General features: G+C 68.2%; 14 protein-coding genes and 1 riboswitch. Of the genes, 7 read left to right on the top strand and 7 right to left on the bottom strand.

Features of this window, described 5'->3' with window-relative positions:
• The first annotated feature begins 25 nt into the window (after positions 1-25).
• The 5 genes from ABZU75_RS06540 (at position 26) to disA (ending at position 4,206) form a co-directional block, all read left to right on the top strand.
• Positions 26-724, top strand: a complete 699-nt coding sequence (locus ABZU75_RS06540; RefSeq protein WP_350925644.1) for a class I SAM-dependent methyltransferase — start codon at positions 26-28, stop codon at positions 722-724.
• 113 nt (positions 725-837) lie between these two features.
• Positions 838-1,218 (top strand): MerR family transcriptional regulator, encoded by a 381-nt coding sequence (locus tag ABZU75_RS06535; RefSeq protein ID WP_355550173.1) that lies wholly within the window; start codon positions 838-840, stop codon positions 1,216-1,218.
• Complete coding sequence (gene trxA, locus ABZU75_RS06530; RefSeq protein WP_350925640.1) at positions 1,215-1,529, top strand: thioredoxin; 315 nt, start codon at positions 1,215-1,217, stop codon at positions 1,527-1,529. The genes ABZU75_RS06535 and trxA overlap by 4 nt, the downstream gene beginning before the upstream one ends.
• A 79-nt stretch (positions 1,530-1,608) precedes the next feature.
• Positions 1,609-3,012, top strand: coding sequence for a DNA repair protein RadA (gene radA / locus ABZU75_RS06525; RefSeq protein WP_350925638.1), 1,404 nt, complete (start codon positions 1,609-1,611; stop codon positions 3,010-3,012).
• A 108-nt stretch (positions 3,013-3,120) separates the two neighbouring features.
• Positions 3,121-4,206, top strand: coding sequence for a DNA integrity scanning diadenylate cyclase DisA (gene disA, locus ABZU75_RS06520; RefSeq protein WP_350925636.1), 1,086 nt, complete (start codon positions 3,121-3,123; stop codon positions 4,204-4,206).
• Between the two features lie 197 nt (positions 4,207-4,403).
• On the opposite strand, the gene ABZU75_RS06515 is transcribed toward disA, so the two are convergent.
• Positions 4,404-5,090, bottom strand: coding sequence for a hypothetical protein (locus ABZU75_RS06515; RefSeq protein WP_355550169.1), 687 nt, complete (start codon positions 5,088-5,090; stop codon positions 4,404-4,406).
• Between the two features lie 144 nt (positions 5,091-5,234).
• Here ABZU75_RS06515 and ABZU75_RS06510 point away from each other — a divergent pair, with 144 nt between their 5' ends.
• Entirely contained in the window at positions 5,235-6,110 is an 876-nt protein-coding gene (locus ABZU75_RS06510; RefSeq protein ID WP_355550167.1) for an A/G-specific adenine glycosylase, read from the top strand.
• A gap of 167 nt (positions 6,111-6,277) precedes the next feature.
• Here the strand turns inward: ABZU75_RS06510 and ABZU75_RS06505 are convergent, their stop codons facing one another.
• The 5 genes from ABZU75_RS06505 to ABZU75_RS06485 all read right to left on the bottom strand — a co-directional run bounded on the left by ABZU75_RS06505 (position 6,278) and on the right by ABZU75_RS06485 (position 14,115).
• Entirely contained in the window at positions 6,278-7,228 is a 951-nt protein-coding gene (locus ABZU75_RS06505) for a TIM barrel protein (protein WP_355550165.1), read from the bottom strand.
• A gap of 536 nt (positions 7,229-7,764) precedes the next feature.
• A complete protein-coding gene (locus ABZU75_RS06500; protein ID WP_030905625.1) occupies positions 7,765-10,272 on the bottom strand; it encodes an ATP-dependent Clp protease ATP-binding subunit in 2,508 nt (835 codons plus the stop codon).
• A gap of 279 nt (positions 10,273-10,551) precedes the next feature.
• A complete protein-coding gene (locus ABZU75_RS06495) occupies positions 10,552-10,884 on the bottom strand; it encodes an Lsr2 family protein (RefSeq protein WP_012895497.1) in 333 nt (110 codons plus the stop codon).
• Positions 10,885-12,171: 1,287 nt separating this feature from the next.
• Entirely contained in the window at positions 12,172-13,362 is a 1,191-nt protein-coding gene (locus ABZU75_RS06490; RefSeq protein WP_355550162.1) for an RDD family protein, read from the bottom strand.
• Positions 13,363-13,461: 99 nt separating this feature from the next.
• Complete coding sequence (locus ABZU75_RS06485) at positions 13,462-14,115, bottom strand: amino-acid N-acetyltransferase (RefSeq protein ID WP_355550160.1); 654 nt, start codon at positions 14,113-14,115, stop codon at positions 13,462-13,464.
• Positions 14,116-14,450: 335 nt separating this feature from the next.
• A riboswitch (cyclic di-AMP (ydaO/yuaA leader) is annotated at positions 14,451-14,598 on the top strand.
• Positions 14,599-14,690: 92 nt separating this feature from the next.
• Here ABZU75_RS06485 and ABZU75_RS06480 point away from each other — a divergent pair.
• Complete coding sequence (locus ABZU75_RS06480) at positions 14,691-15,653, top strand: NlpC/P60 family protein (RefSeq protein ID WP_355550158.1); 963 nt, start codon at positions 14,691-14,693, stop codon at positions 15,651-15,653.
• Positions 15,654-15,850: 197 nt separating this feature from the next.
• Here the strand turns inward: ABZU75_RS06480 and ABZU75_RS06475 are convergent, their stop codons facing one another.
• Positions 15,851-16,051, bottom strand: a complete 201-nt coding sequence (locus tag ABZU75_RS06475; RefSeq protein WP_030905642.1) for a LuxR C-terminal-related transcriptional regulator — start codon at positions 16,049-16,051, stop codon at positions 15,851-15,853.
• Between the last annotated feature and the right edge of the window lie 884 nt (positions 16,052-16,935).

The following is a 16,935-nucleotide window of genomic DNA, read 5'->3' as shown; positions in this document are numbered from 1 at the left end:
ACGGAGGAGTCATTACGGTAAGGGCATGCCGAGGTTCGCCAGGGGTGCCATCCCCAGCCCCAACATCTGGAACACCCCCCAGACCTACGAGTTGGAGAACCGGGCGGTGGATCCCGAGGGGCGTGCCGAGGCCGCGATGGCGGCCGTCAGGTCGTGGACCGGGGCGACGGTCCTCGACATCGGTTGCGGCACCGGCTATCACCTGCCGGCCATGGCCGCCACCGCCGCCCGCGTGATCGGCGTCGAACCCCACGAGGACCTCGTACGGCTGGCCAGGCGCCGCTGCCATGCCCTGCGGAACGTCGAGATCCACGCCGCCACCGCCCAGGCCCTCCCGATGCCCGACGCCTCCGTGGACGTGGCCGTCGCCCGCTGGGCCTACTTCTTCGGCCCCGGCTGCGAGCCCGGCCTGGCCGAACTCTCCCGGGTGATGCGGCGCGGCGGCGCGGCCTTCGTGATCGACATCGACACCACCCGCGGCGCCTTCGGCCGCTGGTTCAGCCAGTCCATCCCCGCGTACTCGGCCAGGGCCGTCGAGAGCTTCTGGAACCGCCAGGGCTGGCAGGTGGAGAAACTCGACCTGCGCATGTGCTTCGAACGCCGTGCCGATCTGGAGGCGGTGCTCCGCATCGAGTTCACCCCCGCGGTCGCCGACCTCGCCATCGCCGAGACCCCCGGCCTGGAGATCGCCTACCCCAACCTGCTGCGCTGGAGGCGGTTCTGAACCTGTCCCGCGGCTGCCCGCCGGCCTGTCGGGCACGGCGGGGGAACAACGGGACACCGGCTTGACCTTGACGTTGATGTCAAGGTTTATCGTCGGGTCATGAGGAGGGCCGGATGCGGATCGGCGAGCTGGCACGGCGGGCGGGTGTCAGTACCCGGGCACTGCGCTACTACGAGCAGCAGGGACTGATCACGGCCCGGCGCTCGGCCAACGGCTACCGGGAGTACGGGGAGACCGATCTGCGGCTCGTCTCCGAGATCCGGTCGCTGCTCGCCGTCGGCTTCACCCTGGAGGACGCCCGCCCGTTCGTGGCCTGCCTGCGGGCCGGGCATGCCCTGGGGGGATCGTGCCCGGAGTCCGTGGCCGTCTACCAGCGCAAGCTGGCGGAGATCGACGACGAGATCCGCACGCTTCTCACCCGGAGGGCGGAGGTGGCGGCGCAGCTGACCACCGCCTGCCCAGGATGCGTACTGAGGAAAGCGGGAAAACCATGATCACACTGACCAGTGACAACTTCGACGAGCAGGTGCTACGGAGCGACAAGCCGGTCCTGGTCGACTTCTGGGCCGAGTGGTGCGGGCCGTGCAAGATGATCGCGCCGGTCCTGGCGGAGATCGAGGCCGAGTACGGCGACCGCCTCACGATCGCCAAGCTCAACGCCGACGACTACCCCGAGATCTCCGCCAGGTACGGCGTCCTCGGCCTGCCGACGCTCAACCTCTACAAGGACGGCGAGGTGGTCCGGCAGATCAAGGGCGCCAAGCCCAAGCGCCTGCTCCTGGCCGACCTCGAAGGCCACATCTGACGCCTCTCCCGATGGCTTTCATCCGGTACGGCGCCCCCACCGGGTGAAAGTTGTCGGGTCCTACGGGTAACGTGCGGCCATGGCGAAGAAGGCTGGTGGCTACCGCTGTGCCGAGTGCGGGTGGCAGACGGCCAAGTGGGTGGGGCGCTGCGGCGAGTGCCAGGCCTGGGGCACGGTCGAGGAGGAGACGGCGCCCGCGGGTGCGCGGGTGGCCTCCGCCGGAGCGGTGTCGGCACCGGCGGTTCCGATCGGCCAGGTCAAGGCCGAGGTGGCGCACGCGCGCGGCACCGGGGTGCCCGAGCTCGACCGGGTCCTCGGCGGCGGTCTGGTGCCCGGAGCCGTCGTGCTGCTGGCCGGTGAGCCCGGCATCGGCAAGTCCACTCTCCTGCTGGAGGCGGCGGCCAAGATCGCCCGGCAGCAGACCGTCCTCTACATCACGGGCGAGGAGTCGGCCGCCCAGGTGCGGATCAGGGCCGACCGGATCGGCGCGATCCAGGACCGTCTCTACCTGGCCGCGGAGACCGAGCTGGGCGCGCTGGTCTCGCACGTCGAGAAGGTCCAGCCCGACCTGCTCATCGTCGACTCGGTGCAGACGATCGGCTCGGCCCAGGCGACCGGCGTGCCCGGTGGGGTGACCCAGGTCAGGGAGGTCGCGGGAAACCTGGTGCGGCTGGCCAAGGAGCGTGGCATGGCCACCGTGCTGGTCGGCCACGTCACCAAGGAGGGCTCGATCGCCGGCCCCCGCACGCTGGAGCACCTCGTCGACGTGGTGCTCCACTTCGAGGGCGATCGGCACTCCCGGCTCCGCCTGGTCCGCGCGATCAAAAACCGGTACGGCCCGGTCGACGAGGTCGGCTGCTTCGACCTGCACGAGAGCGGCATCGAGGGCATCACCGACGCCAGCGGCCTGTTCGTCTCGCACCGCACCGACCCGGTGCCCGGCACGTGCGTCACGGTCACCCTGGAGGGCACCCGGCCGCTGCCGGCCGAGGTCCAGGCGCTGGTCGCCAGGACCGAGGCCCAGCAGCCACGCCGCTCCTCCTCGGGGCTCGACACCTACCGGGTGACGATGGTGCTGGCCGTGCTGGAACGGCGGCTCAACGCCAAGCTGGGCGGGTGCGACGTCTTCACCGCGACCGTCGGCGGGATCAAGCTCAGCGATCCCGCGGTCGACCTGTCCGTGATGCTGGCGGTCGCCAGCGCGGCCGGCGACAAGGCGCTCCCCGCCGGCCTGGTGGTGCTCGGCGAGGTGGGCCTGGCAGGGGAGCTGCGCCCGGTGCGCGACGTGCGGCGCCGCCTGTCGGAGGCCGCGCGGCTGGGTTTCACCCGGGCACTGGTCCCGGCGGGTTCCCTGGAGGTGGGCAAGAGACGCAACGGCGACAACTCCCTGGTCCGGGTGGCCGGGCGTGGCGCGTCCTTCGCGCCCGGTTTCGACGTCGTCGAGGCGGAGAACGTCTGGGACGCCCTCACCCACGTCACCTGAGGCGCCACGCCCCACGGACCTCGCGCGGCCCATGGTCATCAGATGATTCCGGGCCGTGCGGGGCCTTCGCCGGTAAGCTGAGCGTTATACGCAGACCACGGGGGTCATGTGGCAGCAACGTACAAAGGGCTCGACGACCGCCGCAGGGACGTCCTCGCCGCCGTCGCACCGGGCACCGCCCTGCGCGACGGCCTGGAGCGCATCCTGCGAGGACACACCGGCGGCCTGATCGTGCTGGGATACGACAGCACCGTCGAGGAGATCTGCAGCGGCGGGTTCGAGCTGGACGTCGAGTTCTCCGCGACACGGCTGCGCGAGCTGGCCAAGATGGACGGCGCCATCGTCCTCAACTCCGGCGACCTGCGGATCGTGCGCGCGGCCGTGCACCTGATGCCTGATCCGTCCCTGCCCACCGACGAGTCGGGCACCCGGCACCGCACCGCCCAGCGGGTGGCCCTTCAGACATCCTTTCCGGTCATCTCCCTCAGCAAGTCCATGCGGATCATCGCCCTCTACCTCGACGGCATCCGCTACGTGGTGGAGGAGTCGTCGGTCATCCTGTCCAAGTCCAACCAGGCCCTGGCCACGCTGGAGCGCTACAAACTCCGCCTGGACGAGGTCTCCGGCACGCTCTCGGCGCTGGAGATCGAGGATCTGGTGACGGTCCGCGACATCGCGGTGGTCGCCCAGCGGCTGGAGATGGTCAGGCGCATCTCCGAGGAGATCGCGGGCTACGTGGTGGAGCTCGGCACTGACGGCCGCCTGCTCTCCCTGCAGCTGGACGAGCTCGTGGCCGGCACGGAGAGCGACCTCGAACTGATCGTGCGCGACTACCTGCCCGTGACGGGCCGCCGCCCGCGCAAGTTCGCCGAGGCGTTGCACGAGCTCGACCAGCTCTCCTCCGCCGACCTGCTCGACCTCTCGGTCGTCGCCCAGATCCTCGGCCATTCGGGCAACGACGCCCTGGAGACACCGGTGAGCCCCAGGGGCTACCGCCTGCTGGCCAAGGTTCCGCGCCTGCCGGGCACGGTGGTCGAGCGCCTCGTCGACCAGTTCGCCAGCCTGCAGAAGCTCCTGGCCGCCAGCATCGGCGACCTCCAGGAGGTGGGCGGGGTGGGCGAGGCCAGGGCCCGCCACATCCGCGAGGGTCTGTCCCGGCTGGCCGAGTCGTCCATCCTGGAACGCTACGTGTAAGAGATCCCCCGGCCGAGCGCGGAGGCTCACCGGGTCCTTCCGGCACGCCTCGCCCGGCGGCCTGGACGGTCGACGGCCGCCGACCCGGCGAAGGTCTCCACGGCGCCGGTGCGGTGACCGCGAACTTCGGCCGGTTTTCCGGCCGTCGTCTCGCGGAAGCGGCCCTTCGGTGCCCCGGGGCACGCGGACGGACATCGCTAGCGAAGGTGGAAGACGGCCTTGCGGCTCCTCAGACCGGGGGCGTGGACCACCGCGACATAGGTACCGGGACGCGCGGCGACGCGGTCGACGGTGCAGTCGTTCCCGGACCTGCGGCGGTCCCACACCAGCTCCCGGACATAGGGAATGCCCCGGTCGAGCTTGCGGATGTTCTCGGTCTCACCGCTGACGCAGTCGGAGGAGGACCACACGCGGTCGTCACCGGAGGTGATACGCACCTCCATGTTGCGCGGCCCCACGTCCGTGGTGCACATCACCTTGCCGACGTTGACGAGGGTGAGGATGAACCGGGGCCGGATGCCCGGCGGGTAGACCGTCCCCTGGCCCTCCATGCTCAGTACGAGCTGCGGGGAGGCGCAGGCCTCACCAGGTCGCCGGGGCCTGGGGGCCGCCTTGCTCTCCCTCGGCTCCGGGGTCGGGCTCGCGGACGGGCTCGCAGGCGGTGAGGGGATGACCGTCACGGTCGGCAGGATGGCCAGCAGCGGGTCCGGCGCGTCCTTCTTGGCGGCCGAGGTGCCTTTCTCCCGGGCGTCCTGCGGCCCGCTCGTCGACGAGCAGGCCCACGCCACGACGGCGACCACCACGAGCACACCGACGAGCGCGGCCATCCGGCGCCGCCAGTAGATGTCGGCTCCGATATCGCTACGGAACGTGTCGGGGTCCATACCAACAGTATGGTTAGTGCTCGCGGGCCACAGGGGGAGACCCGCCGCTACCGTCCCCGTTTCGGCCACCGATCATCGGCAGAAGGCGGATGAAGGCAGGTGAAGGAGGGGCAAGGGGGCCTGATCCCGCACTATCGTCAAAAGGTGCCCGAGTCGAACCGCTTACTCGAACCCGTCCTCGACTGGTACACCGGCAATGCCCGCGACCTTCCCTGGCGGGCGCCCGGCGCCTCGCCCTGGTCGATCCTGGTCAGCGAGATCATGCTGCAGCAGACACCGGTGGTCAGGGTGCTGCCTGTCTGGACCGAGTGGATGGAGCGCTGGCCCACGCCCGCCTCCCTCGCCGCCGAACCCCCCGGTGAGGCCGTACGCCACTGGGGCCGTCTCGGCTACCCCCGCCGGGCGCTGAACCTGCACGCGTGCGCCCGCGCGATCACCGACCGGCACGGCGGCGAGGTCCCCTCGGAGCACGACGCCCTGCTGGCGCTGCCCGGCGTCGGCGAGTACACCGCGGCCGCGGTCGCCAGCTTCGCCTTCGGGGGCCGGCACGCGGTTCTCGACACCAACGTGCGGCGGGTCCTGGCGCGGGCCGTCAGCGGCGAGGAATATCCGCCAAAGGCCACCACGACCCCCGAGCGCAGGCTCGCCACCTCGCTGCTCCCCGACGCCGACCGCGCCCCCGTCTGGGCGGTCGCCGTCATGGAGCTCGGCGCACTGGTCTGCACCGCTCGTGCCGCCCGCTGCGCCGACTGCCCGGTCAGCGACCTGTGCGCCTGGCGCCTGGCGGGCAAGCCCGCCTACGAGGGTCCCGCGCGCAGGGGGCAGACGTACGCGGGCACGGACCGTCAGTGCCGCGGCCGCCTTCTCGCGGTTCTGCGCCAGGCCCACGGTCCGGTGCCCAAGGACGCCCTCGACGTGGTCTGGGACGATGCCCCGCAGCGAGAGCGCGCCCTCGACGGCCTGATCTCCGACGGCCTGGCCGAGGTCCTCGACGACGGCACCTACCGCCTACCCGGCTGAACGCGCCACGATCGACGCCTCAGCGCGGGAACGCGCCCTCGACGAGGGCAGCTGCCGCCTGGCTCGCGGTCACCGGGTGGAGCAGGCCGGTGCCTTTCCCGCCGGGGCCTCCGTGCACGGCGGGAAAGGCTCCACTGCCGCGCCGCGAGTCCGATGGGCGAAGGCGATCAGGCGGCGAGACGCAGGCCGAGGGCCGTGAGGCTGGTGCGGGCCCAGTCGAGTTCCTCGGCGATCACGTTGACCAGTGCGCCGGGCCCCTTGGCCCGAAGCGGCACGGCCAGGTCGTGCGTCTCCACCTCGATGTGAGCGGTGCCGTTCACCGCGCCGGAGAGCATCGCGGTGAGGGTGTCCTCCAGGACCGAGCGGGTGCTGGGCAGTTCCCGGCAGGCGGCGGCCATGTGGTTGTGCACGTGGCCGAGCTTGACGACAGGAGCTCCGGCATCCGCCAGGCCGCGCAGGGCGACTCCGGGCTCCTCAGCGCCGCCGGAGAGGTAACAGGCGTCCAGGCAGACCCCCAGGTGCTCGGAGTCGATGCCGGAGACCCTGTCGAGCGCCTGCTTGGTGGTCTCCAGGACGCAGCCGGGCCACGGCTCGAAGCCGACCCTGATCGTCTTTCCGGTGACGCTGTACAGCCCGCGCAGCTCGCGGGCGAGGCGCTCCAGCCGGCGCGAGGCTATCGCGTGCAGGTCGGCCGGCCAGTCGCGGCGCCAGCCGATGGGGATGGTGGAGATGCTTCCGAAGCGGACGTCCTGCGGGAGCAGGAAGGCCAGGATCTTGGCGAGTGCCATCGTGTAGCGGTAACGCTCGGGCTTGGCCCAGTCGGGACCGGGGGACTCCTGGTTCCTGCCGCCGGTTCCGTTGAGGCTGACGACCTCCAGGCCGCGCTCCTCAAGGGAGCGGCGCAGGCGCACCAGCTCTATCCTGTCCGCGGCGAGATGGTCGGCGACGCTCGGGGAGAGCCAGAGGCCGACGCCCATCCGCTCCACTCCGAGGCGCTTGCGCACCGGCACCGCGTATCTCGTCAGGTGCGCGATGAGGTTCTCGAGGTCCTCGGCGGGGTGCACGCCCGCGTTGTAGGCCAGGTGAACGAGCGTCCCGTCCTCGTGCCGTAAACGCATGCGTGCCTCCAAAACATACTTCCGTGTAAGCGTCTCCGATCGCCCCGCGCCGGTGTTCCAGCGCCGTGAGCCGGAGGCTCTCCCTGCCGGGAGCTCGACCCGGCCGTCCGAAGCATCCCGTGCGACCACCGGGCTCCGCGTCACTCACGAAGCTGATTTCCCGGTACGCCGCCAGGCTGACCTCGACGCCGATCTCACCATGATCACTGCAACCCACGGATCACTCGGGCAAGACTTATCGAACTCGCTCTACGCAGTGTAGTACTACCTATCGTGGCGAGACACCTTCTTAGGTAACAAATAGACAGACCCCGCCGTGAGTATCCTCACGGCGAGGTCTGTCCTTCCTGCCTGATCGGGCCATGCCCGGTGTCCTGCGCCTTGGATCTTCCGCCTACCGCGGCCGGACGGACGACGCCTCGCCGGGTTGTCGTCGGTCACCGCAGCGTGCTGCGGTGACCTCCGCCAACCTTGCGAGGCACCAGCTGACCGATCCTCAACGGCCAGGGCCCGCGGGACGATGCCCGGTTCTGGGCCTAGTTCTGGATCGGCTCCGCGATGGCGGCGGCCGAGTCGGGAACCCGGTCGACCGGCGCGTCCTCACCGACGAAGGTGAACTTCGCGTTCTCGCCCTCGCCCTCGATCCCGATCTTCACGATCTGGCCGGGACGGAGCTCGCCGTACAGGATCTTCTCCGACAGGGTGTCCTCCAGCTCGCGCTGGATCGTACGACGGAGCGGGCGGGCGCCCATCACCGGGTCGTAGCCACGGTCGGCCAGCAGCTGCTTGGCCTCCTGCGTGAGCTCCATCCCCATGTCGCGGTCCTTCAGACGCAGACCCACCTGGGCCAGCATCAGGTCGACGATGCGGATGATCTCCTTCGGCGTGAGCTGGTGGAAGACCACGATGTCATCGACACGGTTGAGGAACTCCGGCCGGAAGTGCTGCTTGAGCTCCTCCTGCACCTTGGACTTCATCCGGTCGTAGTTGGACTCGGCGTCGTTGCTCTTCGCGAAGCCGACCCCCTGACCCTTGGAGATGTCCCGGGTGCCCAGGTTCGTCGTCATGATGATGACGGTGTTCTTGAAGTCCACCACCCGGCCCTGGGCGTCGGTCAGACGACCGTCCTCCAGGATCTGCAGCAGCGAGTTGAAGATGTCGGGGTGGGCCTTCTCGATCTCGTCGAACAGGACGACCGAGAACGGCTTGCGTCGCACCTTCTCGGTGAGCTGGCCGCCCTCCTCGTATCCGACGTAGCCGGGAGGCGAGCCGAACAGCCTGGAGACGGTGTGCTTCTCCATGAACTCCGACATGTCCAGCATGATCAGCGCGTCCTCGTCCCCGAACAGGAACTCGGCCAGCGCCTTGGACAGCTCGGTCTTACCGACACCGGAAGGACCGGCGAAGATGAACGAGCCACCGGGGCGGCGCGGGTCCTTCAGACCGGCGCGCGTGCGGCGGATCGAGCGGGACAGACCCTTGATGGCGTCGTCCTGGCCGATGATCCGCTTGTGCAGCTCGTCCTCCATGCGGAGCAGTCGCTGGGACTCCTCCTCGGTGAGCTTGAAGACCGGGATGCCGGTGGCGGTCGCCAGGACCTCGGCGATGAGCTCCTCGGTGACCTCGGCGACGACGTCCATGTCGCCGGCCTTCCACTCCTTCTCGCGGCGCTCGCGCTTGAGCTGGAGCTGCTTCTCCTGGTCCCGGAGAGCGGCGGCCTTCTCGAAGTCCTGCGCGTCGATCGCGGACTCCTTGTCGCGCCGCACGTTGGCGATCTTCTCGTCGTACTCGCGGAGGTCCGGCGGCGCGGTCATGCGGCGGATGCGCATGCGCGAGCCGGCCTCGTCGATGAGGTCGATCGCCTTGTCCGGCAGGAACCGGTCGCTGATGTAGCGGTCGGCCAGCTGCGCGGCGGCCACCAGGGCACCGTCGGTGATGGAGACGCGGTGGTGGGCCTCGTAGCGGTCCCGCAGACCCTTGAGGATCTCGATCGTGTGGCTGAGGCTGGGCTCGGCCACCTGGATCGGCTGGAAACGCCGCTCAAGCGCCGCGTCCTTCTCCAGGTGCTTGCGGTACTCGTCCAGGGTGGTGGCACCGATGGTCTGCAGCTCGCCTCGGGCCAGCATCGGCTTCAGGATGCTGGCGGCGTCGATCGCTCCCTCGGCGGCGCCCGCACCGACGAGCGTGTGCAGCTCGTCGATGAACAGGATGATGTCGCCGCGGGTGCGGATCTCCTTGAGGACCTTCTTCAGGCGCTCCTCGAAGTCACCGCGGTAGCGCGAACCCGCCACCAGGGCGCCCAGGTCCAGGGTGTAGAGCTGCTTGTCCTTGAGCGTCTCGGGCACCTCGCCCTTGACGATCTTCTGGGACAGGCCCTCCACAACGGCGGTCTTGCCGACGCCGGGCTCACCCACCAGGACCGGGTTGTTCTTGGTCCTGCGGGACAGGACCTGCATGACCCGCTCGATCTCCTTCTCCCGGCCGATGACCGGATCGAGCTTGCCCTCACGAGCGGCCTGGGTCAGGTTGCGGCCGAACTGGTCAAGCACCAGAGAGGTCGAAGGAGCGGCCTCGGCCGGACCGCCGGCGGCGGTCGGTTCCTTGCCCTGGTAGCCGTGAAGCAACTGGATGACCTGCTGGCGGACCCGATTGAGATCGGCGCCCAGCTTCACCAGCACCTGGGCGGCCACGCCCTCGCCCTCACGGATGAGGCCGAGCAGGATGTGCTCGGTGCCGATGTAGTTGTGACCCAGTTGCAGCGCCTCGCGCAGGGACAGCTCAAGGACCTTCTTGGCACGCGGGGTGAACGGAATGTGCCCCGACGGCGCGGACTGGCCCTGGCCGATGATCTCCTCGACCTGCTGACGCACACCTTCAAGACTGATGCCGAGGCTCTCCAGAGCCTTGGCGGCAACGCCTTCACCTTCATGGATCAAGCCAAGAAGAATGTGCTCCGTACCGATGTAGTTGTGGTTGAGCATCCGGGCCTCTTCTTGGGCCAGGACGACAACCCGCCGTGCGCGGTCGGTGAACCTCTCGAACATCTCGTCGCTCCTCACAGAGCGGTCAGGCAGGTCCGGGATATCCGGGCCCTGTCATCCCGCATGGTAGCCCCGACCCGGCGACCGCTCTATGCAGAAGACGTTCCCCGAGAGCAGGGCGTTCACCCTCCATCCAACTACTTACGGGGGGTGGGATGTTCCCGCTACGCCGCAAGCGAACGACGTTTGTCCACCAGACAAACACATCATGCGGTCATGGCCGCCACCGGACCCCACCGTGACCGCCATAACCGCATGATTCACTCGATCCACTGAGCCGATCTAGTGAGCCGCTTCGTACTGCTCGACGATCTTGGAGGCGATTCGACCGCGCTCGCTGACATTAAGGCCGTGGGACTTCGCCCATGCCCGGATGTCGGCGCTCTTCTCTCGCGTGAGTGCCCGCGCGCCACCCGCGCGGCGGCGGCGGGGTGCCAGCGCGCCGGAACGACGGGCGCTCTGCACGAAAGGCGACAGGGAGTCGCGGAGCTTCTTCGCGTTAACGTCACTCAGGTCAATCTCATAGCTGGTGCCGTCAATCGCGAAGGCGACAGTCTCATTGGCCTCGCCCCCATCGAGGTCGTCGATGAGAATCTCCTGGATCTGCTTGGCCATCTACACAATCCTTTCGCGGAGTATTGTTTCATTCGCAAGCTAAACATATACCCGCGATCGAAGAGCGGCAATTCCAGGAGCCCGGCGATTCTCACAGCCGACCGAGACACTCTCAGTCGGCGCTCCGGTGGATCAGCTGTTCTGCGACTCGGCCGGGTCGGACTGTTTTGGCCGGCGACCGGCGGCTTCACTCCGAAGTAGCTTGACGACTCCGAAGATGAAGGCTCCGCCGACGACCGCCGGAGGTATCAACGCGGACAATACGTCGTACATTCGTCCTCGCTCCGTACCGCTAGGTGGCTTTCTGGAGACCATGAAAATTTGGCGACGACTCCCGAGCCACGCGGGTGTCCGCCCGATCAGTCTGGAACCGCCCACAGATGACCATAGCGCCACCGGACGGCGACGTGCGTCAGCAGGGGCGACCATGCCCGTCACTCTCCAGCCTAATGCTTCTCTCCAGCCGCCTTACCGGTTGCAGTCGTAAAGCCGCAGGGAAAAACCGACAGGACGATCAAGTGATCATCGTCGCCTTCGGAAATACCAATGCCCGCCCGCTCTCCGGCCGCTGCGCCACCGGCCTCGGAGGGGCGAAGCTCCTGGTGGGAGAGCCTTCCCGCCGGGATGAACAACGCCTTGTCACGGAACCGGAGATCACCGCGGGCGGGTTCATCGCGAGAATGTCCACCGCCGGCAGAACACCCGGATGGAGAGCGGCTCGCTTCATCACCCGGGCGGCAGCCGATGCGACGCAAGCCTACGGAACAAGACGGATCTTCAACGCTTTCTTGCCAAGAGTACGACCCACTCTGGCGTGGAGTACATAGTCGTAGACCGTATAACCACCAAAGACGATGGGCTCACGGGACAACCCGGGCAACACCACACACCCATGATCCAGCTCCGTGAGAAGACCCCTGAACGCGCGACGGAAGGTGAAGGAGAGAAACCCGCGGGCCGTCACCGGGGATGCGGGAGGCGAGCCGGTCCCACCATTCGATGACTGGTGTGCGAACCCTCGACGGGGGCAGATCCGGCATTGGCGTCTCATAGCGGCTTGCGGGCTCTCCTGAGCCCCTTGTCCGGCCTCAAACACGAATATTCCGCCGGAGCACGCCGGGGCTCGATCATAAGTCCCCCCGCGTCGCCCATGGCATGGCAAATGATTTTTACGCTTCCGCGGCTTCCGTGGCCGAGGCGGTTACCCACCGCCAAGGTCCTCGTTTTTCTGGTCCGGGTACGAAATCGGGGCCGGCGGTTCAACCGCCGGCCCCGATTTACCCGGAACTACTTGATCTTGACGACGACCGTCCCGGCCACCTTGTCGTGCAGCGCCTGCTGCAGGGGCTTGTCCCACAGCAGCCACAGCACGTTCACGAGGCTGAAGATGTTGACGATCCAGCCGAGGAGGGGGATCCAGCTCAGGAACTGCGGGCCGAAGAACACACCGCCGCGCTTGAGCGCGACGTCGGAGCTGAGCCCGCCCGGCGGCAGGGTGCTGCCGACGGGCACGATCTTGATGCCCATGACCATCTTGCCGACGGTCTGCCCCCCCCTACTGATCATGAAGAACTCGTAGGCGAAGTAGATCGCCGCGCTGACCAGGGAGACGAGAAGGCTCGCGAGGAAGACGCCGCTCCCGTCGGTGCTGGCGCCCGTCGCGAGGTTGAAACTGGGAGCCGTCACCAGGAGGCCGGTCAGCACCGCACTGATGATCACCCCCGGGATCGCCAGAATGATCGCGTCGATGATCCGCGCCACCAGGCGCTGCCACCACTCGGCGAGCGGGCCGGGAGCACCGGGGGGGCCGCCGTAAGGCTGGCCGTACCCCTGCTGCCCGTACTGCTGCTGCCCATAGCCGGGCTGCTGGCCGTAACCCGGCTGCTGGCCGTAGTCGGGCTGCTGCCCGTAACCGGGCTGCTGGCCATAGTCGGGCTGCTGCTGACCGTACTGCTGCTGCCCGTAACCCGGCTGGGACGGCTGCTGCTGCCCGTAACCGGGCTGCTGGCCGTAGCCGGGCTGCTGCTGCCCGTAACCCGGCTGGGACGGCTGCTGCTGCCCGTAACCGGGCTGCTGGCCGTAGCCGGGCTGCTCGTGGGACGCCTGCTGCCCGTAGCCGGGCTGCTGACCGTAGGCGCCGGTCCCGCCCTGCTGGCCATAGCCCTGCTGCTGGCCGTACGCGTCCGTCCCGCCCTGCTGACCGTACGACTGCTGCTGCCCATACCCCTGCTGGCCGTACGACTGCTGCTGCCCGTACCCCTGCTGCTGGCCGTAGCCCTGCTGACCATAGCCGGGCTGGGCCACCCCCGGGCCGGTGTTCGGCTGCGATCCCTCCGACCGATATCCCATGATCGTCACGTCGGGGTCGAGTTCGCCAGGGGCTCGACCCTGGTTGTGCTGCCCGTAATCCGGCTGTCCCGAAGGTGTGCGACTGCGCTCGGGATCATCCTGTGGATACGGCGGCTGTCCGTTGCTCACCGCGTCACCTCACTTAGACTGCGCATGTGGCAAATGTCAGACGCACATGCTTGCTGCTGCACAAGGTATCGACATAGGAATCAACAGTCACCTTTCCAGTCAGTCATCTCTAAAGTCATCAGAGTCGGGCTCGTGTGTCAGGTGCAGCAGCATCCGGGTGTTTCCCAAGGTATTGGGCTTGACGTGCTCCAGATCGAGGAACTCCGCGACGCCCTCGTCGTAGGAGGCGAGAAGTTCGGCGTAGACCTCCGGGGCGACGGGTGTGCCCTGGATCTCCTGAAATCCGTGCCGGGCGAAGAAGCCGACCTCGAAGGTCAGGCAGAAGACCCTGCGCAGGCCCAGCTCAGCGGCCGTGCGGATGAGCACCGAGACGATCCGATGGCCGATTCCCATTCCCCTGCGGGTCGGATCGACGGCAACGGTCCGAATTTCGGCAAGATCCTCCCAGAGAACATGAAGCGCCCCGCAGCCGAGGATTATCCCCTCCGCGTCAGTCGCGACCCAGAACTCCTGGATGTCCTCGTACAGGGTGACGGTGGCCTTCTCCAGCAGGCGCGGGCCGGCTCCACCGTAGGTGTCGACGAGCCGCCTGATGGCACGGACGTCCGGGGTGCGGGCGCGGCGGACCGTGACCGCCGGGGTGGCGCCGGGAGCGGGTGACCCCCGCTCCTCTCCCTCGGATCCGGTTCGCTGCTCCCCCTCTTTCCCGGGATTCGCGAACGGCACGGGAGAATGCTCCGCAAGCTGCTCCATGACCGATCAGCGTACGTCCTCTCCGGCCTTCAATTACGGCTCATCCTTAACTCTCGCCCCGGGGGCATCACATGACCCTTGGTAGTTGGATTACCACGCTGGGCGCACGACGCCTCCAATGTGTCGCAGCTCATCTTTGGCACGGTCCCGGACCTGGGAAGACCCACGCCACGCCCGCCGCGAGGAAGGCAAAGGCAGCGTAATGGCCATGTTGATCATATTGGCATGTGATCTTTCCGTGACATTTCAGTTGCGAAACCTCTACTGAGTTCGCAGTTCTGGTTGAGCAGGAACCACGAGTGCACTAATCTCCGTGCTCGATGTCAGAGACGTAAAAGCCTGACCCGCCGAATCTCCCGACCAGGGGAACCGGGGACCCACCACGTCCTTCGGGGTGAATCCGAGTGCCACCGGCGCACCCGGTAGGGCTGCCTCCGGCCCGAACCCGTCAGCTAACCCGGTAGGCGGCCGAGGAGAGGAGCCCGTTGGTGAAGCGCATGCGCGACCGCGCAGGAGAGCACGCGGGCGGCGACGCCCGCTGTCGAGAACGCGCGCCGCGGAGGCGGAGTCGCCGCATGGCGGTCATCGGCCTGGCGTTCGCCATCATGACCCTCGGCACCCCCCTGGTCTCGGCCACGGCGGATCCCGAGCCCAGCCTCCAGCAACTGGCCAAGCAGGCCGAGAAGCTGCACGAGGAGATCGGCACGCTCGCCGAGCAGTACAACGGCGAGCGGGTCAGGCTCAAGCAGGCCCAGCGAGCCGCGGAAAGCGCCAAGAAGACCCTCGCGACGAGCGAGTCGGAGCTCGCAACCCGGCGCACCAAGGCCACCCTCCTCGCGCAGAGCAACTACATGTCCGGCGGCCTGAACTCCGGACTCGCCTTCACCCAGGCGACCGACCCCGACACCTTCCTCGACCAGGCCACCACCAACTACGCCCTCCAGCAGCAGCAGAGCGAGGAGGTCGCCCAGGTCGGCCGGGCGATCGAGGCCGCCGAGCGGGCACAGGCCAGCGCCAAGGCGAGGACCTCAGAGGTCAAGGTGCTCCTGGAGGAGATCGAGGGCAAGCGCAGCAAGATCGAGCGACTGGTCGCGCGGGTCGAGAGCGACCTGTTCAGCGAGGTGCGCACCAGGGCCGTCAGCAACAGGGGTGCCCGGGTGAAGGTCGACGTGCCCATCGTGGGCAGCGGCAAGGCGGCGGAGGCGGCCCGCTGGGCGCTCACCCAGCAACTCAAGCCGTACGTCTGGGGCGCCGAGGGCCCCAACTCCTTCGACTGCTCCGGGCTGGTCATGTGGGCCTACCAGAAGGTCGGCATCAGCCTGCCGCACTACACCGGCAACCAGTGGACCGCGGGCACCCACATCTCCAAAAACGACCTGCGCCCAGGCGACCTGGTCTTCTTCTACAGCGACCTGCACCACGTCGGGATCTACATCGGCGCGGGCCTGATGGTCCACGCGCCCCGGACGGGTGACGTCATCCACATCGCCACGATCGACAACCGGCCCTTCGCCGGCGGGGTGCGGATCTCCGACTGAGCGGCTGAGCCGGGCCGGTCACGGATCGCGAGCCGCCCGGCCCTGGGCCGGGCGGCGAATCCTGCCGTGCCGAGGGCCGGTCAGACGGGCACCCCGCAGACTTGCGCCCCTCGGACGGTGCCCGCAGGTGCGGTGACGACGGCAACGCGGTGAGGCGCCGTCTGACCGCGGTGGGCAGGGCAGCCAAGGGGCAGGGTCTAGATCAGGCGGCGGCGGGCCGCCCAGGCCACGGCCTCGATCGCCGTGGCGACACCGATGCGGTCGCAGATGCCTCTGAGCCTGCGCCTGACGGTCCGGCCGCTGATATCGAGGCGGCGGCCCACCCTGTCGACGGTGACGCCCTTGGCGAGTTCAGCCAGCAGCACGAGGTCGTCGTCGCTGAGACCGATATCACTCATGCCCAGGGGGCTGTCGCCATGGCGAGAATCCACTTCTGGATATGCCATCAAGAGTCACTCCCCCCACTCTGGAAACCGGGCGCGAGACGCCGGAAATGAATACCGTCCGCCAGGAACGGTAAACGCCTTGTTCAAAGGTCGTCAAGTTCTACTCTTCATAGCGCGCGCCCACTATTGACATACTAGGTGCTACGTGAAGTACTCATGATATGTCAGTGCCTTTGGGGTTAAGTCACGACCGTGCCCCCGCACGAGCCTGCAGGTGCCCCCCTGGCTGCGACAACAGAAGTCCTGGCAGAACAAGGTTTCGCCGGAACCGCCGCGGCGGCGCGCACCCGCGGGGTCGCATCCTCGGTGGAAGCGAGCCACCCGTTTTTCCCCGGGAAAATCGATCTCTTCCTGGCGCTCTTCGACGGCCACGCCGTCTGGCGCCTTGACGGCACCTCGCGGAAAACTCTGAAATGGGAAGCCCGCAAGAGCACCTTTGCGGCATTAGCGAAGTATCGGGTGCCGACGACGGACGTCAGGCGATATTGGACATGCTTAAAAGGGAGTTTCTGCGCTATGCAGAAAGCCGTCCGAAATTACACGGGGGAGCGTGAGCACGGACCCCGCGGTTTGCGGCCCATGGGGATTCGACCCGTCCGCCCAGGAATCGTCCGCCTGCCGTGCTCGCGCCCACGCGCGTCGGCGCGGAGCCGTGCGGGACGGTGAAGAGGTGCTCGCGAGGTGTGAGGGCGCTACCCGGTACCGCCGACCGGGATTCGAAGGTGCGCGCCGAGCCCGACCGGCCCGCCCCGGGGATGCCGCCCCGGGCCGTCATCCGGGCTTCGATCCCGGCGGAGACGATCGCGCCGCCGGACCGCGCGGGACGAGGTCCCGCG

The sequence above is a fragment of the Streptosporangium sp. NPDC005286 genome, assembly GCF_040607515.1.
In the GTDB taxonomy this organism is placed as follows: Bacteria; Actinomycetota; Actinomycetes; order Streptosporangiales; family Streptosporangiaceae; genus Streptosporangium.
The sequence above is the reverse complement of the archived record's forward strand: the minus strand, read 5'-3'. Positions and strand labels throughout refer to the sequence as shown.